This window comes from Streptomyces venezuelae, assembly GCF_008642375.1.
GTDB lineage: Bacteria > Actinomycetota > Actinomycetes > Streptomycetales > Streptomycetaceae > Streptomyces > Streptomyces venezuelae_G.
The window spans coordinates 2,215,508-2,230,496 of record NZ_CP029194.1; the positions used below are offsets into that span (position 1 = coordinate 2,215,508).

Sequence of the window (14,989 nt, forward strand, 5' to 3'; positions counted from 1 at the left end):
GTCCGCTCGGGGGCAGACGGTCAGCCCTGGTTCCGGGCGGCGAGCTTCTCCAGTCGCCCGACCATGTCGGACGGCAGCGGCAGGCTGGCGATCTCCTGGGCCAGTTCCCGCGCGCGCTCGGTGTAGGAGGGGTCTGCGAGCAGTTCGGCGACGGCCGAGGCCACTCGCTCCGGCGTGGCCTCGGCCGGCTGCAGCATGATTGCGGCGCCGTAGTCGGCGATGCGCCGTGCCGGCGCCTCGAAGACCACGGCCTCCGGGATGATGAGCTGGGCGACGCCGGCGTTCAGGGCGGTCAGGGTGGTGGCGCCGCCGGAGTGCTGGACGACCAGGTCGCAGGTCGGCGCGAGGACGTCGAGCGGTATCCAGCCGGCACGGACGCCGGGGATCACCTTGCGCAGTTCGACCGCGAGCTTCTCGGGCGCCGGCATGACGATCTCGACGTCCAGCGGTGCGAGGTCCCGCGCCACGGCCTGCAGGAACTCGAAGGTGTGCTCGCGTTCCTTGCTGGCGCGGCTCCCCGAGGTGACGCAGACCCGGCGTCGCTCGCCCTTGGTGAACATCCAGGGCTCCAGCGCGCTCTGCACGTTGCCGGGGAGCCAGCGCATGAGCTCGGCCGGGGCGACCTCGGGCGGGGTGAGGCTCGGCGGGGCGAGCTCGATCCGCAGGTCCGGCTCGGGGAGCCGGTCGAGGCCCAGGGCGTCCAGTTCCGGGCGGAGTTCGAGCTCGGCGCCGCGGTCCTGGATGTTGGAGTCGTCGATGTCCCAGGCCTGGCGTACGTAGGGAATGTCCAGGTGGGCGGCGATCAGCGGGGCCACGTACGACATGGATCCGCCGACGACCAGGTCGGGCGTCCAGCCCTTGGCCATGTCGAGCAGAGCGGGAAGCCAGTCGGCGCCCATCTGCGCGAACCAGCGGCCGGTGGAAAGGGCCTGCCCCTCCAGGTCGAGAGGCGTCTCCTCCTTGCGGTTCCCCTCGCGGTCCGTGGTGACGTAGTGCCAGATGTCGCGCGAGGTCACGGCGGTGGCGGGAATGCCGGTGCCGGTGATCACCGGCATCATGTCCTCGGTCGAGGCCATGATCACCTCGTGGCCGGCGCCGCGCAGCGCATGGGCGAGCGGGACCAGTCCGAAGACCGTGGCCGCGCTGCCGCCGGGGATGAACAGGACCTTCATGACTTCTCCTCGGAAGTGACGGGTTCACGGGGGGCCTGCTCGGCCTCGCCGTCCCGCGCCAGGGCCGGATCGTCGATCCGGACGGCCAGCAGGATCAGGAGCAGCAGCGTGGCCGCGCCGCCCGCCGCCAGGAATCCCGTCTGCACGGAGGTCCTGTCGATCAGCGGGCCGAGGACGAGCGGGGAGGCGAACTGCCCGGCGAAGGAGGCGGTGCCGGACAGGGCGGTGGCCTGGCCGCGCAGGGAGGGCGGCGCGGTGTCGCCGATCAGTACGGTGACGGCGGGCATCAGGATGCCCATGCCCAGGCCGAAGAGGGCCGAGCCCACGACGATCATCGGGACGTTGCCGGTCAGACCGAGCGAGGCGAAGGCGAGGACCCAGGAGGCGGCGGTCAGCCGCAGCAGGGGCCCGTAGCCCATCGAGGCCCGGAGTTTGGCGTACGCGAAGCCGATGACGCTCATGGCGACCGACACGGTGGCGCCGATGGCGGCGACGAGGAACGGCTGCTCGACGCCGATCTCCCCGAGCCGGATGGGGAGGAACACGGCCAGGCCGTAGAGCAGTACGGAACTGACGGCGAACAGGGCGTAGTAGCCGAGCAGTGCGGGGCGCCGGCCGAGCAGCGGAAGGATGCGCTCCTTGGGCGCGCCCGACCCGGCGCCGGCGCTCGTCGTGGCCGGCAGCATCACCAGCGCGGCCAGGCCCAGCGGGATGCCCACGAAGTAGATCGCGAAGGGGGCGTGCCACGAGAAGCCGCCGATGGCTCCGGCCAGCAGTGGCCAGGTGACGCCGCCGAGGCTGATGGCCGTGGAGCGCCAGCCCATGACGCGGTTGCGCTGATCCCCGGTGTACAGCGACAGGAGAGCGACGGTGGTGCCCGCGAACACCGCGGCGGCACCGGCGCCGAAGAGGACGCGGGTGGCGATGAGGGCCGCGTAGGAGCTGGTGAACGCCCCGGCGCCGCCGGCGATCCCGTACAGCAGCAGTCCCCAGACGAGCGGGGTCCGGACGCCCCAGCGGTCGATCATCCAGCCGACGACCGGGCTGGCCAGGGCGATGGAGAGGCCGTGGGTGGTGAGGATCAGGCCGGCGGCCGTGGCGCTGAGTTCGAGGTCGCCCCGGATGATCTCCAGGACGGGGGAGATGACGGCCCCCGCCATGACGGAGAGGGTCGAGGCGAGCATGAGGATGGGGAGCACGCCGCTGCGGCCGGTGCTCGTCGGTGCTTTCATGGCGGGGTACTCCCAGGTATGGCAAGGTCTTGGGCACGACATACGGGAAACAGCGCCGGGCACCAGTGGGGTGACCGGTGCCCGGAACTTCGTACGGAACGGGCCTGGCCTCAGCGCAGCTTGTACATGCCCTTGCTGCGCGCCTCGCGCAGCGCGTCGGCCCACCAGGCGACCTGCTTCAGCAGGTTCGCGGCCGCGTCCTCGCTGCCCGCGGGGCTGGCGGGCTGACCGTCCTTCTCGAAGTCGCCCCAGGCGTTGTGGAAGCTGAGCATGTCGCGCACGGTCGTGGCGTGGACCTCGGCGAAGATCTGGCGCAGGTGCTCGGAGGCGCGCAGGCCGCCGCCCATGCCGCCGTAGGAGACCAGGCCGACGGGCTTCAGGCTCCACTCCTCGAAGTACCAGTCGATGGCGTTCTTCAGCGACGGGCCGACCGTGTGGTTGTACTCGGGGGTGACGACCGCGAAGGCGTCGGCGTCGTGGAGGCGCGCGGAGAGCCGGTCCGAGACCGCCTTCGTCTCGGCGTCGGGCTCCTCGCCGAACGCCGGCATCTCCATGGGGAGCGGGAAGTCCTTCAGGTCGATGAGGTCGACGGTGAATTCGCCGCTCTTCTTCGCCTGCTCGACAAACCAGTTGGCGACTGTCGGGCCGAAACGGCCGCCGCGTACGCTGCCGATGATCACGGCGAGCTTGATGGGGTTCTCCTGCATAGGAAATTCTTCCAATCTGTGTAGCGTCCTGCGTGGCCGGGGCCGAGAGATTTTGGTCCGAGGGGACAATCGCCGGATTCCGCTACCTTTGATCGGCGTAGAGTGTGATGCCAGGCGCGCGATCTCTGGAATCCAGATTCCCCCAGCTCAACCGAAACCATTAGTTAGCATCTTCGACCTGGAATCCGGGGTCAAGGGAATGCAGTTCATATCCGCGTGGAGTTCTACAGATCTTTGTCATGCACGTCAGAGGAACGTCCGGTCCACGTCGGCCGACGGCCGTCCGGGGGTGCCGGCCGCCCCCTGCGCCGCCTGGGCCGCGGCGGCGTGGCGAGCGTCGGGCCACGATTTCGGCACATGACGGGACCTCGGTTTTCAGCCCCTTTTCGAATGCCTATTTCTCGCCACGGCGACCGCGGCGAATGCGTCAAAGGGATCCTCCCGCCTTCTCGGTTCAGTCGATGCCGCGAAAGATGTGGCGGTCGGGGATGTCCCCTTCCTCGCCGGCCAGGAGGACGGGCCGCCCGGATCCGAGCTCGGCGGCAGGCCTTCCCGGGGCCTCGCTCCGGCCGGTGCGGCACGCCGGCCGGTTCTCACGCGTACGTGTGTGCTCGATGGGCGTCTGCATGTCGGGTGTCCGCTCCTCCGCTGTCGGGTTGTGCCTGTCTGCTCCGCATCCGGTTCCCGGGCGGTGCCGCGTCCTTCGCCAGCAGGCACTCCTCCAGGAACCCGAGCGCCCTGAGGTGGTAGGTGCGGGCCGCCCAGCCGAGGCTGATGTTGTGGCCGGCGTCCGGCTGGAGGTCCACCGTCGTCTTCGCCCCCGACAGGGGGCGCCGCAGGGCGGCGATGGCCTCCTCGTCGAACAGCCACCACTGCTCCTGCTCGGCGAAGGTGAAGCGCACGGGCACCCGCACGAGCGCCGCGATGCCGGGATACAGCTCCGGCCACAGCGGCCCCTGCTGCGCCTCGGCGGCCGGAACCGGGCAGATCAGCGCGCGGCCGAGCCGGAAGGCGTCCGGCGGATAGAGCCGCAGGGCTCCCCAGTGCCGTCGCCAGTCACCGTGCCTGCCGGTGCCGGGCAACTGGTGCGGGGCCACGGCGAGGCGGTTGCCGAGTCCGGAGATGTCCAGGCCGATCAGGTCGCCGCCGCGCTCGTCCGCGGCGGCGGCCAGCGCGAGCTTGCCGCCGTTGGAATGGGCGACGAGGAAGAAGCCCGCCCCGATGTCACGGGTGGCGGCGAAGTCGGCCAGCGCGGCGTGCAGGGTGACCGCCTGGTCGATGACGCCCTGCCCGTCGGGCAGCTGCGCGAGGGACAGACCGTAGCCGGGGCGGTCGACGGCCAGCACGGTGTAGCCGAGCTCGGCCCCCAGGGCCAGGAGTGAGAGGCCGGGGCGGGACCGGCTGTCGAAGTAGCCGGCCCGCATGCCGCCGCCGTGGATGGCGACCACCACCGCACGCGGCGGCTGCGTGGCCGGTTCGGCGAGCAGCGCGGAGATCGGGACGCCGCCGGCATCGAGGGTGATCTCACGGATCTCCGGGGCACCGGAATGTGGTGGCTGCGCCATGTGATCAGTACTCCTCGTGCACGGACGGATCGGAAGGTCCCGGGGAGGGGTGACCGGGGAGCCGGCGGTCGGCCCTGCCCGGCGGCCCCTGGCGGCGGCCGAGGCTCCACGCGATACGGCGGCGTACGAGCGTGCGCAGGGGTGTCGCGGTGTACGACCGTGTGGCCAGGCCGGTGTCGGAAGGCATCGTCGGGGGTTTCTCGAGTGTCGTCATCCGGGCTCTCCTGCGCCCGGCTCGGGGCGGCGCACTCCGGCGCGCCAGCTGCGGGGGGCGACGCGGTGGCCGTGCGCGCGGTCGCGGCTGCGCCAGTGGGCGGGGGCGGGGCCCTGCTCCTCTCCGGCGCCCGGCGTGCCGGACATGCGCATGAGGAGGACCACGGCGAGTGCGGCCGTCTCCTCCTCGGTGGGCACACCTCGTTCCACGCGGAAGAGGTGCTCGGCGTCGAGAGCGGGAGTGGGAGTCTGGGTGGTCACGTTCTTTGTCCTTTCCGGACGAGTCCTGGTTCGGATCCGTGGGGGCCGGGCGGTCGGGCCGGCTGAGCGGACCGGCTGAGCGGGCCGACCGAGCGGGCCGACTGAGCGGGCCCCGGACGGACAGACGCCGCCCGCCCTGTACGGAAGGGCGGACGGCGCTGCGTCAGGTCGTGCGAAGGGGGATGCTGGGGGGGGATCACCCGGCGGTCGCGCTCACACCGCCGCCCTCGCCCGGACGGCCTGGAGCAGCCGGGCCTGGGTGAGCATCACCGGATCGGGGGCCGCTCCGGAGCGCACGGCCCGGGCGAACGCGGCCACGGTGCCGGCCACCTGGTCGCCGGCGGGCAGGACCACTTCCTCGCTGCCGCCGCGCCGCTCGACACGGACCAGGGGGCGGTGGTCGGCGGGCGGGGTGAACGCCCGCTCGACGGTGACTCTGCCCTCGCTCCCCCACAGCTCGTACATCGACCGGTATCCGTGGTCGAGGCCGAAGGAGAGCTGCACGCCGACCCCTTCCGGGGTGCGCAGCAGCACCGCGCCCGAGGTGTCGACCGCGTCGGCGGGGCCGTGCGAGAGGGTGGCGCCGACGACTCCGAGCCGCTCGCCCAGGAAGTGCAGGGCGGCCCGCAGCGGGTACACACCGGTGTCCCACAGGGCGCCGCCGCCGAGTTCGGGGCGGTAGCGGATGTCACCGTCGGGCAGTCGGGGCACAGCGAACGACGCCTGGAATCCCCGGAGTTCGCCGATCACACCCTCGGCCACGAGCTTCTCGACGGCTGCGTGCTGGGGGTGATGGACGAACATGACGTTCTCCATCAGGAACAGGCCCGACTCCGTCGCCAGGTCGAACAGTCGCTCCGTGGCGGCAAGGTCGGTCGTGAGCGGCTTCTCCGCGAGGACGTGCTTGCCGGCGCGCAGCGCCGCCTCGACCCACTCGGCGTGCAGGGCCGCGGGCAGCGGCACGTACACCGCGTCGACGTCGTCCCGGGCCAGCAGGGCGGCGTAGCCGTGCACCGGGCGGGCGTCGAACCGTCCGGCGAGCTCGCGCGCCCGGTCGGCGTCGCGGCCCGCGACCGCGGCGACCCGCACGCCGGGCGCCGCCGCCATCGCCGGCAGCATGCGGCGGCGTGCGATGTCCGCGCAGCCGAGGACGCCGATCCGCAGGGCGTCCATCAGGCACCGGCCCCGGTCGCGTGGAGGCAGGCGAGCAGGGTGCGGGCCTGGACGTTGACGTAGCGGCCGTGCCTGACCAGGGAGGTCAGCTGGCCGGGCGTGACCCAGCGGTACCCGGCGGGCGGGTTGAGCGGGGCGGTCTCCTCGTCCGCCTCGACCAGCAGGTAGCGGCTCTCCGCGTTGAGGAACCGGCCTCCCTCCTCCGAGTGCAGCGCCTCGTAGCGGATCCGGTCGGGCCCGGCCGCGAGGACCTCGTCGAGGTAGCGGGGGCGGCCGTCGCCGTCCAGGTGGGAGTAGTTGTCGGGGGTGTACTGGACGGTGGGGCCGAGCTCGATGGTGTCGAGGAAGCCACCCTCGACCCGGGCGTGGACCAGGACGTGGAGCGCCCCGTCGATCCACCGGGTGAGGAAGGCGGCGACGCCGAGCCCGTACGGCTCGAACAGCGGCTGGGTCCAGCCGGAGACCTCGCGGCTGCCCGCCTGGACGGAGACCGCGACGACACGGAAGTACCGGCCGTCCTCGCGGTCGATGGCCTCCTCGCTCCGCTGCCAGCCGGGGAGCCCGTCCAGCGGCACCCGGCGGGCGCTCACGTCGTGCCGGGAGCGCTCGGCGGTGATCCACGACAGCAGCTCCGTGTCGGAGTGCAGTGCGCCGGTGGCCTGGTCCGGGAAGGGCGCGCAGGCCAGGACCGTACGGGAGTCCATGTTGACGACGTTGTCCCGGTGCAGGAGCTCGCCGATCTGCCCCAGGGTCAGCCAGCAGAAGTCGTCGTCGAGCGGGACGTCGCCGACGGCCTCGACGATCATGTTGCGGTTGCTCTTGTGCAGGAACCACGAGCCGTGCTCGGACTGGAGCACGTCGGCCAGGATCCGGCCCTTGCCGGGCCGGACGAAGTAGTCGATGTACTTGACGTCCGCGCCCTCGTGGACCTTGGTGTAGTTGCTGCGGGTGGCCTGCACGGTCGGCGAGAGCTGGAGCAGGTTGCGGTTGCCCGGCTCCATCTTGGCCTGCATGAGGAAGTGCAGGACTCCGTCGAACTCCTTGACCAGGATGCCCAGGATGCCGACCTCGGGCTGCTTGATGATCGGCTGGTGCCACTGGGGGAACGCGCCCCCCTCGTGGGTGACGTGCAGTCCCTCCACGGAGAAGAACCGGCCGCTGCGGTGCACCAGGTTCCCGGTGCCCTCCTCGAACGACCAGCCTTCGAGGGCGTCGAACGGGATCCGGTCGACCCGGAACCGGTGCGCCCTGCGGCGCTCCTCGAGCCAGTCCGGGAAGGCCTCCGTGCTCAGCTGCGCGCCGGCCGTGCTCGCCGCCGACCGGGCTATCCGGTCGGCGATCGCAGCGTCCTCGCGGGCTTGCAGGGCAGTCTGGCCGACTGCGGTCGTGACGAACGTAGCCGACATGGCGTACTCCTGAGGTTGGGATGACGGGATATGACGGGTGATCAGGCCGGCCTGGCGTCCGGGGCGCTGTACGGCAGGAGCAGGCCTGCCTCCTCGGCCTGTCGCAGCGACATGGCGTTCGCGTCCTTCTGCGACATCAGGGGCGGCCGGGTCCAGCCCCAGGGAAGGGCCAGGTCGGGGTCGAGCGGGTTGATGTCGATCTGGGTGCCGGGCACGTACACGCTCGACAGGACGTAGGAGATGCACGAGTCGTCGGCGAGGGCGAGGAAGCCGTGGCCGACGCCTTCGGGAACGAAGACCGACCGGCCGGACTCGGGGTCCAGGACGTTGCTCGCGGACTGTCCGAAGGTGGGCGAGCCCGGCCGCAGGTCCACCACGAAGTCACGCAGTGCCCCCCGGACGCAGGTGACGAACTTCGCCTGTCCCGGGGGGCTGGTCACGCTGTGGATGCCGCGCAGGGTGTTCTCCTGCGACACCGAGTAGTTGATCTGGCGCGGTACGAAAGTCCGCCCCATGACCGTTTCGAACTCGTCCGCCCGCATTCCTTCGAAGAAGGATCCGCGCTCGTCCTTACGGAGTTCCGGAGTGACGACGAACACCCCGGGAATTTCCAACTCTGCTATGTGCACTGCCGTTCCACATCCCTGTCGAGGTGATTTCCTCAGATGGCGCCGCACGGACGTCTGCCAGGGGATGCGGCGCACACGTGCCGCTACGCTCTACTCGGCGAAAACCGGAGGCAAGTGAATTGCCGGAGGTTTCACGTCAGTTGACGGAAGAGTTGCTCGATTTGACGAGGATCTGCCGGAAGAAGTCCTCGCTCTGCGTGCCGGTGACGGTGGGGCCCGCGCTGAACGCGAACACCGGAACACCCCGCACGCCGAGCCGGCGCACCCGGTCGAGTTCCGCCTGGAGCGCCGCGCCGGCCGGTTCCCGCACGATGACGCCGAGTTCCTCGGCCAGGGCGGCGAGGACGGCCGGGTCGCCGATGTTCAGCCCGTCGGTGAAGTGTGCGCGGAAGAGCCGCTCGACGGCCTCCTCGCCCTTGCCCTGCCCGCTCGCCACCGCGATGAGGTGGTGCGCGCCGAAGGTGCTGGTGGCGATGGCCCGGTCGTAGTTCAGCTCCAGGCCGTCGCGCACCGCGTCCGCGGCGACCTGGGTGGTGTGCGCGGCGGCCTCCTCGCCGAACACCTCGCGCAGCGCGTCGAGCAGCGGCTCGCCCTCGCCGGTCGCCTCCGGTGCCAGCTGGAAGGGGCTGAAGGTGAATTCGACGTCGCCGCCGGACGCGCGGTGCTTGGCGACCGCCTTGGCGAGCCTGGTGTATCCGATGTAGGACGCGGCGCAGATGACGTCGAGGACCATCTCGATGCGTACGGGCTGCGGTTGTGCCGGCATGGGGGTCTCCTGCTTCAGGGAAGGACGGTGGGGAGTGAGTGAGCGGTGGCGGGTTCGATCATGCCGTGGCGGTCGGCGTCAGACTGCGTTTCCGTCGCCTTCGTCACGTCGCAACGGGAAGGTGCGGCGCTCCAGTTCGGCCACGATGTCGGCCGGGCCCGGCTGGTCGAGGAGGTCCTGGCGGAGCACGTCCGCGCCCTTGCGGAAGCCGGGCTCGGTGAGGATCCGGGCGAGTTGGTCCCGGACCGCTCCCACGGTGAAGCGGGGCGTGTCGACGACGAGCCCGGCCCCGCGCTCCTCGACGTACCGCGCGGTGTCGAGGAAGTCACCGCGCACACCGGGGGCGATGAGCTGGGGAACGCCCTGGGTCGCGGCCGCCGTGAAGGTGCCGCCGCCGCCGTGGTGCAGGATCGCCGCGCAGCTCGGCAGCAGCAGGGTCAGCGGGACGTAGTCGACGGTCCTGACGTTCTCGGGGAGGGTGCCCAGGGAGGCGAGCTGCTGCGCGTTGGCGGTGACGACCAGTTCGGCGTCCAGCTCCGCGAGCCCTTCGAGGAGCTCGCCGAGCGGGATGTGGCCCTCCTTGGAGCGCTCGCGGGTGGTGACCCCGAGCGAGACGCACACCCGCGCCCGCTCCGGGTGCTCGAGGAGCCACTCCGGTATCTCCGACCCGCCGTTGTACGGGACCATGCGCACCGGCACGGTCGGCAGGCCCAGCGGCAGCGCCAGCCGGGGCGGCACCGGGTCGACGGTCCACTGTCCGAGGAGCATCTCCTCGTCCACCTCGTACCCGTGTCGCCGGGCGAGGGGGCGGACCACACCGGTCAGCGGGTCCTCACCGGGGGCGAACAGCGTCCGCGACCAGGCGAAGTAGTCCAGGCCCCACAGCAGGCGGGCGTGCGCCGCACCGGCGGCCCGCGCGGCGATCGGTGAGGGGATGCACGCGGGGTCCCAGAGCACGAGGTCGGGCTTCCACCGGCGGGCGAACGCGACCAGTTCGTCCGTGAAGGTGACGCCGCCGGGGCCCGGCTCGGCCGGGTAGTAGAAGGGCAGGGCGGGAAGTATCCGGCGGTGGAAGAAGTCCCAGAGGTGTGCCTCGGACGCCGAGGGGACGACGTTGTCCCACGGGTCCGGCTGCTCGCTCTCGCTCTCCTCCTCCCCCTCCGTCTTCGGCGTGTGGTCGAGCGGATCGCCCAGGCCCACCGCGGTGAGTCCGGCCGCCGTGATCGGGCCGGCCAGATCCGGCTGGCTGACCACGCAGACGTCGTGCCCGGCGCTCTTGAGCGCCCAGGCCAGCGGCACGACGGGGTAGAGGTGGGCCGTCGCCGGGAGGATGGTGAACATGACGCGCATCGCGCACTCCTGGGAAATCGTGGTGGGGCTTTTCGGTGGCCGTCCGGGGGGCGCCGGTGACGGCGACCTGGTCAGGCCGGTGGCGGGCCGACGCTGGTCGGGGGCGGGCCGACAGGGCTCGTGGGCGGGGAGACCGGGACCGCCGCTCTCCCGCCGGCCGGCGCCGCGGGAGGGGTCTCCGATGTCATCCGCGAGCCGCCACGAACTCCCGCACGGAGGAGGCGACATAGTCGATCATCTCGTCGGTCAGTGCCGGATAGACGCCGACCCAGAAGGTCTGCTCGGTGATGATGTCGCTGTTGGTGAGGTCGCCGACGACGCGGTGCGGCGCGTCGATGTAGGCCGGGTGGCGGGTCAGGTTGCCGGCGAAGAGGCGACGGGTGCCGATCTTCCGGTCCTCCAGGAAGTCCACCAGTTCCGCCCGCTTGAACGGCGCCTCGGGGTCCACGGTGAGCGCGAACCCGAACCAGCTCGGGTCGCTGCGCTCGGTGGCGCGGGGCAGGACCAGGTGCGGAACGCCCTCCAGGCCGTCCCGCAGCCGGCGCCAGTTGCGGCGGCGGGCGTCGACGAAGGTGTCCAGCTTCTCGAGCTGCGTCAGCCCGAGGGCGGCCTGGATGTCGGTGGCCTTCAGGTTGTAACCGACGTGCGAGAAGATGTACTTGTGGTCGTAGCCCTCGGGCAGCGTGCCCATCTGGTACTTGAAGCGCTTGAGGCACTTGTTGGTCTCGCCCGGCTCGCACCAGCAGTCCCGGCCCCAGTCGCGCAGCGACTCCACGATCCGGGCGAGGGCCAGGTTCGACGTCAGTACGCAGCCGCCCTCCCCCATGGTCAGGTGGTGGGCCGGGTAGAAGCTGACGGTCGCGAGGTCGCCGAAGGTACCGGTCAGCTGCCCGTCGTAGGTCGAACCGACCGCGTCGCAGTTGTCCTCGATCAGGAACAGGTCGTGCTCCTCGGCGAGTTGGGCGATCTCCGCGACCTCGAAGGGGTTGCCCAGAGCGTGCGCGATCATGATGGCCCTGGTCTTCGGGCCGATCGCCGCGGCGACCCGGGCGGCGGTGGTGTTGTAGGTGCCCAGCTCCACGTCGACGAAGACGGGGATGAGCCCGTTCTGGATGATCGGGTTGACCGTGGTGGGGAAGCCCGCCGCGACGGTGATCACCTCGTCGCCGGGCCTCAGCCGGCGGTCCTCCAGGAGGTGCGAGGTGAACGCCGTCATGGCGAGGAGGTTGGCGGACGAGCCGGAGTTGGTCAGATGCGCCTTGCGGCGCCCCATCTTGCGGGCGAACCGCGACTCGAACTTGCGGGAGCTCGGTCCGGCGGCGATCCGCATCTCCAGGGCGGCCTCGACCAGGGCCGTGCGGTCGCTCTCGTCGAGGACCGCGCCCGCGGGCCAGATCTCCGTGGTACCGGGGACGAACCTGCCGTCGGGCAGGGTGTCCTGGTGGAACTTGCGGACCTCGTCCAGGGCGATGTCCTTGTGGACGCTCATGTCTTCCTCTCCATGGCTGTCTGCGTGGTGAGCTCTGTGCGTGCGGCGCCGAGCAGGTCGCTCAGCGAGGTGTCCAGGTCGCGGGCGGGCGACCACTTCAGGACCCGGCGGGCCCGGGTGATGTCGAGCTGCTGCCACTCGGCGTCGGTACGGCGCGGGTCGCCCGCGTCCTCGACGATCCGCACCTGCAGTCCGCTCAGCGCGACCAGCCGGTCGACGATCCGGCGCATCGGCCGGGCCGCCCCGCTGCCTATGTTGATGACCGGGTGGTCCTGGCGCGGCGCCCCGGCCGCCGTGAGGACGGCGTCCACCACATCCCGTACGTCGACGAAGTCACGGTGCGCCCGCAGCGGCGCCAGGCGCAGCTCCACCGGGTCCGCCGTCGGTCCTGCCGCGACCTGGGCCTCGGCCAGGCGGGCCCCCACCGCGCCGAGCAGACTGCCTCGGTGGGTGCCGGGTCCGCAGACGTTGGCGAGGCGCAGCACGATCGCGTCCAGCCCCTCGGTCCGTACGGCGTCGAGCACGGCCCGGGTGCCGCCGAGCTTGGAGCGCCCGTAGTCGGTGACCGGGGCGGGCTCGTGGTCCTCCCGGGTTCCGGCACCGACGGTGCCGGGGCCGTACTCGTGGACGCTGCCGAGGTGGACGAGGCGGGGCGGGGCGGGAAGCTCGGCGAGGGCGGCGGCCAGGGTGACGACGGCGTCGCAGTTGGCCGCGGCCATCTCCTCCGCGCCGGCCCCCCAGGCCCGGCCGGACGCGTTGACGACGACGCCGGGGCGGACGTCGCGCAGCAGCGCGGCCAGCGGGCCCGGGTCGGCCGCGGTGAGGTCGACCCGGTGGGCGCCGTGGCGGGCGGACGGGACGACCTGGGCGCCCGCGGCCGCGAAGCCGGCCGTGATGTGGCGGCCCAGGAATCCCGTGCCGCCCAGCACGAGCACCGTGGGGGCACCGCTGTTCACCCGGCCGTCCCGGGCGCGCCGGCCGCGTCCGTGCCGTGCTTGGTGCCCTTCCACCAGTTCGGGTTGTCGCGGTACCAGTCGACGGTGGACGCGAGGCCCTCCTCGAAGGGGATGCGCGGGGCGTACCCGAGCTCCTCGCTGATCTTCGTCTCGTCGAGCGAGTAGCGCAGGTCGTGCGCCTTGCGGTCGGCGACGCGGCGGACCTTGGACCAGTCGCTCCCGGTCAGCTCCAGGAGCCGTTCGGTGATGGCCAGGTTGGTCTGCTCGTTTCCGCCGCCGACGTTGTAGATCTCGCCCGCCCGGCCCCGGTTGAGCACCAGGTCGATGGCCCGGCAGTGGTCGTCGACGTGCAGCCACTCGCGGATGTTTCCGCCGTCGCCGTACAGCGGGACCTGCTCGCCCTCGATGAGGTTGGTGACGAACAGCGGGATGAGCTTCTCCGGGTGCTGGTAGGGCCCGTAGTTGTTGGAGCAGCGGGTGATCGAGAGGTTCAGCCCGTGGGTGCGCCAGTAGGAGCGGGCCAGCAGGTCCGAGGAGGCCTTCGACGCGGAGTAGGGGGAGTTGGGCTCGAGCGGCCACTCCTCCGTCCAGGAGCCTTCGTCGATGGAGCCGTACACCTCGTCGGTGGAGACGTGCACGACACGGGGGACCTTGGCGGCGAGGACCGCGTCGAGGAGCCGCTGTGTGCCGGTCACGTTCGTCCGGACGAACTCCTCGGCGGATTCGAGGGAGCGGTCCACGTGCGACTCGGCGGCGAAGTGGACCACCGCGTCGTGGCCGGGCAGCAGCTCGCTCAGCAGCTCGGTGTCGCAGATGTCGCCCTGGACGAAGGTCATGCGGGGGTGCGCGGGCGGGAGGTTGTCGCGGTTGCCCGCGTAGGTCAGCTTGTCGAGGACCGTGACATGACAGCCCGCCCAGTCCTCGAACCCGTCGTCCAGGAGGGTCCGGACGTAGTGCGAGCCGATGAAGCCCGCACCGCCGGTGATCAGGATCTTCTTCATGCCGCCACCTCGACCCGGGTGTGGTCGCCGACGACCAGCCGGTGGTGGACGGTGTCGTTCTCGGCGGGCACCACGGCGGCGGAGCGGCCGATGAGGGAGTGGTGCAGACCGCGCACCTCGGAGACGGTCGCGCCGTCCAGGACGATGGACTGCTCGATGTGCGTGTCGCTGAGCACGCAGTCCTTGCCGATGGAGGTGTACGGGCCGATGTAGCTGTCGGTGATGACCGTGCCCGTGGCGATGACGGCCGGGCCGACGATGCGCGAGCGCACCACCCGGGCGCCCTCCTCGACGACGACCGGTCCGACGAGGGTGCTGTTCTCGTCGACCTGGCCGGCCGTGTGCGGCTTGAGGTCGTCCAGGAGGGTGCGGTTGCACTCCAGGACGTCCTCGACGCGGCCGGTGTCCTTCCAGTAGCCGTCGTACTCGCTGGCGCGGACGTCGGCCCCCTCGGTCACGAGCCACTGGATGGCGTCGGTGATCTCCAGCTCGCCGCGTGCGCTGGGCTCGATGGCGTCGACCGCCGCGTGGATGGCGGGGGTGAAGAAGTAGACGCCGGCCAGCGCGAGATCGCTGCGCGGCTCCTTGGGCTTCTCGACCAGCCGTTCCACCCGGCCCTCGGAGTCGAGTTCGGCGACTCCGAAGGCGCAGGGGTCGGCGACCTTCTGGACGACGATCTGCGCGGCGGGGCGGCTCGCGGCGAACTCCTCGGCGATGCGCTTGACTCCCCCGGTGAGCATGTTGTCACCGAGGTACATCACGAAGTCGTCGTTGCCGAGGAAGGGCCGGGCCAGGCTCACGCAGTGGGCGAGGCCCAGGGGCTTCTCCTGCGGGATGTAGGTGATCTTCACGCCCAGCGCCGAACCGTCTCCGAGGACGGCGCTGATCTGCGGCAGCCGGTCGCCCACGATGATGCCGATCTCGGTGACGCCGAGATCGGAGATGTTCTCCAGGACGTGCTGGAGAACCGGCTTGTTGGCAATGGGTATGAGCTGCTTCGGCATGGAGTAACTGAACGGCCGCAGACGGGTCCCGGACCCGCCCGACAACACCAGGGCTTTCATCGCAG

The 14,989-nt window shown here is 71.3% G+C and carries 15 protein-coding genes; all 15 read right to left on the bottom strand.

Annotation, left to right across the window (positions count from 1 at the left end; genetic code table 11):
- Positions 1–20: 20 nt before the first annotated feature.
- Positions 21–1,172, bottom strand: coding sequence for a glycosyltransferase (locus tag DEJ46_RS09815; RefSeq protein ID WP_150265269.1), 1,152 nt, complete (start codon positions 1,170–1,172; stop codon positions 21–23).
- On the bottom strand, positions 1,169–2,404 hold the full coding sequence (locus DEJ46_RS09820) for an MFS transporter (protein WP_150265271.1): 1,236 nt from the start codon (positions 2,402–2,404) through the stop codon (positions 1,169–1,171). The genes DEJ46_RS09815 and DEJ46_RS09820 overlap by 4 nt, the downstream gene beginning before the upstream one ends.
- 110 nt (positions 2,405–2,514) lie before the next feature.
- On the bottom strand, positions 2,515–3,111 hold the full coding sequence (locus DEJ46_RS09825) for an NADPH-dependent FMN reductase (RefSeq protein ID WP_150265273.1): 597 nt from the start codon (positions 3,109–3,111) through the stop codon (positions 2,515–2,517).
- A 593-nt stretch (positions 3,112–3,704) separates the two neighbouring features.
- Entirely contained in the window at positions 3,705–4,676 is a 972-nt protein-coding gene (locus tag DEJ46_RS09830; protein WP_150265275.1) for an alpha/beta hydrolase, read from the bottom strand.
- Positions 4,677–4,680: 4 nt separating this feature from the next.
- Positions 4,681–4,890 (bottom strand): hypothetical protein, encoded by a 210-nt coding sequence (locus DEJ46_RS09835; protein ID WP_150265277.1) that lies wholly within the window; start codon positions 4,888–4,890, stop codon positions 4,681–4,683.
- The gene (locus DEJ46_RS09840; protein WP_190622537.1) at positions 4,887–5,150 is read right to left on the bottom strand and encodes an acyl-CoA carboxylase subunit epsilon; all 264 of its coding nucleotides are present in this window, start codon (positions 5,148–5,150) and stop codon (positions 4,887–4,889) included. Before DEJ46_RS09840 ends, DEJ46_RS09835 begins: the two co-directional genes overlap by 4 nt.
- 213 nt (positions 5,151–5,363) lie before the next feature.
- A complete protein-coding gene (locus DEJ46_RS09845) occupies positions 5,364–6,323 on the bottom strand; it encodes a Gfo/Idh/MocA family protein (RefSeq protein WP_150265281.1) in 960 nt (319 codons plus the stop codon).
- Complete coding sequence (locus DEJ46_RS09850) at positions 6,323–7,729, bottom strand: NDP-hexose 2,3-dehydratase family protein (RefSeq protein WP_150265283.1); 1,407 nt, start codon at positions 7,727–7,729, stop codon at positions 6,323–6,325. Before DEJ46_RS09850 ends, DEJ46_RS09845 begins: the two co-directional genes overlap by 1 nt.
- Before the next feature lie 41 nt (positions 7,730–7,770).
- Positions 7,771–8,358, bottom strand: coding sequence for a dTDP-4-dehydrorhamnose 3,5-epimerase family protein (locus tag DEJ46_RS09855; RefSeq protein ID WP_150265285.1), 588 nt, complete (start codon positions 8,356–8,358; stop codon positions 7,771–7,773).
- A gap of 136 nt (positions 8,359–8,494) precedes the next feature.
- Positions 8,495–9,124 carry a DsbA family protein gene (locus DEJ46_RS09860; RefSeq protein ID WP_150265287.1) on the bottom strand — a complete coding sequence of 210 codons (630 nt, stop codon included), beginning with the start codon at positions 9,122–9,124 and terminating at the stop codon, positions 8,495–8,497.
- 78 nt (positions 9,125–9,202) lie between these two features.
- Entirely contained in the window at positions 9,203–10,474 is a 1,272-nt protein-coding gene (locus DEJ46_RS09865; protein ID WP_150265289.1) for a nucleotide disphospho-sugar-binding domain-containing protein, read from the bottom strand.
- A 184-nt stretch (positions 10,475–10,658) separates the two neighbouring features.
- Positions 10,659–11,963 carry a lipopolysaccharide biosynthesis protein RfbH gene (rfbH, locus tag DEJ46_RS09870; protein ID WP_150265291.1) on the bottom strand — a complete coding sequence of 435 codons (1,305 nt, stop codon included), beginning with the start codon at positions 11,961–11,963 and terminating at the stop codon, positions 10,659–10,661.
- Positions 11,960–12,919 carry an NAD-dependent epimerase/dehydratase family protein gene (locus DEJ46_RS09875; protein WP_190622539.1) on the bottom strand — a complete coding sequence of 320 codons (960 nt, stop codon included), beginning with the start codon at positions 12,917–12,919 and terminating at the stop codon, positions 11,960–11,962. Before DEJ46_RS09875 ends, rfbH begins: the two co-directional genes overlap by 4 nt.
- Positions 12,916–13,920, bottom strand: coding sequence for a dTDP-glucose 4,6-dehydratase (rfbB, locus tag DEJ46_RS09880; protein WP_150265295.1), 1,005 nt, complete (start codon positions 13,918–13,920; stop codon positions 12,916–12,918). The genes DEJ46_RS09875 and rfbB overlap by 4 nt, the downstream gene beginning before the upstream one ends.
- Positions 13,917–14,984 carry a glucose-1-phosphate thymidylyltransferase gene (locus DEJ46_RS09885; protein WP_150265296.1) on the bottom strand — a complete coding sequence of 356 codons (1,068 nt, stop codon included), beginning with the start codon at positions 14,982–14,984 and terminating at the stop codon, positions 13,917–13,919. The genes rfbB and DEJ46_RS09885 overlap by 4 nt, the downstream gene beginning before the upstream one ends.
- Between the last annotated feature and the right edge of the window lie 5 nt (positions 14,985–14,989).

What these genes read in the sequence shown, in the direction of transcription:
- DEJ46_RS09820 (WP_150265271.1), bottom strand. Translation starts at nt 2,404, where the DNA reads ATGAAAGCACCGACGAGCACCGGCCGCAGCGGCGTGCTCCCCATCCTC.
- DEJ46_RS09865 (WP_150265289.1), bottom strand. Translation starts at nt 10,474, where the DNA reads ATGCGCGTCATGTTCACCATCCTCCCGGCGACGGCCCACCTCTACCCC.
- DEJ46_RS09885 (WP_150265296.1), bottom strand. Translation starts at nt 14,984, where the DNA reads ATGAAAGCCCTGGTGTTGTCGGGCGGGTCCGGGACCCGTCTGCGGCCG.
- DEJ46_RS09830 (WP_150265275.1), bottom strand. Translation starts at nt 4,676, where the DNA reads ATGGCGCAGCCACCACATTCCGGTGCCCCGGAGATCCGTGAGATCACC.
- DEJ46_RS09835 (WP_150265277.1), bottom strand. Translation starts at nt 4,890, where the DNA reads ATGACGACACTCGAGAAACCCCCGACGATGCCTTCCGACACCGGCCTG.
- rfbB (WP_150265295.1), bottom strand. Translation starts at nt 13,920, where the DNA reads ATGAAGAAGATCCTGATCACCGGCGGTGCGGGCTTCATCGGCTCGCAC.
- DEJ46_RS09815 (WP_150265269.1), bottom strand. Translation starts at nt 1,172, where the DNA reads ATGAAGGTCCTGTTCATCCCCGGCGGCAGCGCGGCCACGGTCTTCGGA.
- DEJ46_RS09825 (WP_150265273.1), bottom strand. Translation starts at nt 3,111, where the DNA reads ATGCAGGAGAACCCCATCAAGCTCGCCGTGATCATCGGCAGCGTACGC.
- DEJ46_RS09860 (WP_150265287.1), bottom strand. Translation starts at nt 9,124, where the DNA reads ATGCCGGCACAACCGCAGCCCGTACGCATCGAGATGGTCCTCGACGTC.
- DEJ46_RS09845 (WP_150265281.1), bottom strand. Translation starts at nt 6,323, where the DNA reads ATGGACGCCCTGCGGATCGGCGTCCTCGGCTGCGCGGACATCGCACGC.
- rfbH (WP_150265291.1), bottom strand. Translation starts at nt 11,963, where the DNA reads ATGAGCGTCCACAAGGACATCGCCCTGGACGAGGTCCGCAAGTTCCAC.
- DEJ46_RS09850 (WP_150265283.1), bottom strand. Translation starts at nt 7,729, where the DNA reads ATGTCGGCTACGTTCGTCACGACCGCAGTCGGCCAGACTGCCCTGCAA.